General features: G+C 67.6%; 1 protein-coding gene. It reads right to left on the bottom strand.

Going from position 1 to position 525, the window contains the following annotated elements; genetic code table 11:
* On the bottom strand, positions 1 to 525 hold a 525-nt coding region (locus tag QWY79_RS07995), incomplete at both ends, for a cadherin-like domain-containing protein (RefSeq protein WP_290271619.1).

Here is a 525-nt window from a genome sequence, read left to right as displayed (position 1 = left end):
GCTGATGCTGAAGGTGGCCGTATCGCCGGCATCGGGGTCGCTGGCGGCGACGGTGGTAACCGCTATCTGATTCTCCGCCACGCGCTTCGTCGCGGTATCACTGCCGCCATCGCTGGTGATGGTGGGGGCGTCGTTCACGGCGGTGACGTCCAGCGTCATGGTGTGGCTGGAGGAGAACACCGACCCGTCGGAGACCGAGAAGGTGAAGCTGGCGTAGTCATCGCCGTTGGCATCGGCCGCCGGAGTGAAGGTGAGCAGGCCGTTGGCGATATCGCTGGCGCTGATGCTCTGCCCGTCGGTGACGGCGTTGCCGTCCAGCGCGAGCGTTCCGGCGGTTGGCAGGGTGTCGATGCGGACCGCGCCGAGGGTGTCACCGTCGTCTTCGTCGCTGAAGGCGAAGTCGGCGGCGGCGAAGGCGCGGGCGGTATCCTCGTCGGTGGTCAGGGTGATGTCGGCCGCCATGGGTGCCTCGTTGACGTCGGTCACGGTGACGGCGATGTTCTGGGCATCGGTGGCGCCGTCGTC

This window comes from Halomonas sabkhae (genome assembly GCF_030409265.1).
Lineage (GTDB): Bacteria > Pseudomonadota > Gammaproteobacteria > Pseudomonadales > Halomonadaceae > Halomonas > Halomonas halmophila.
This window is presented reverse-complemented; position numbering and strand designations above follow the sequence as displayed.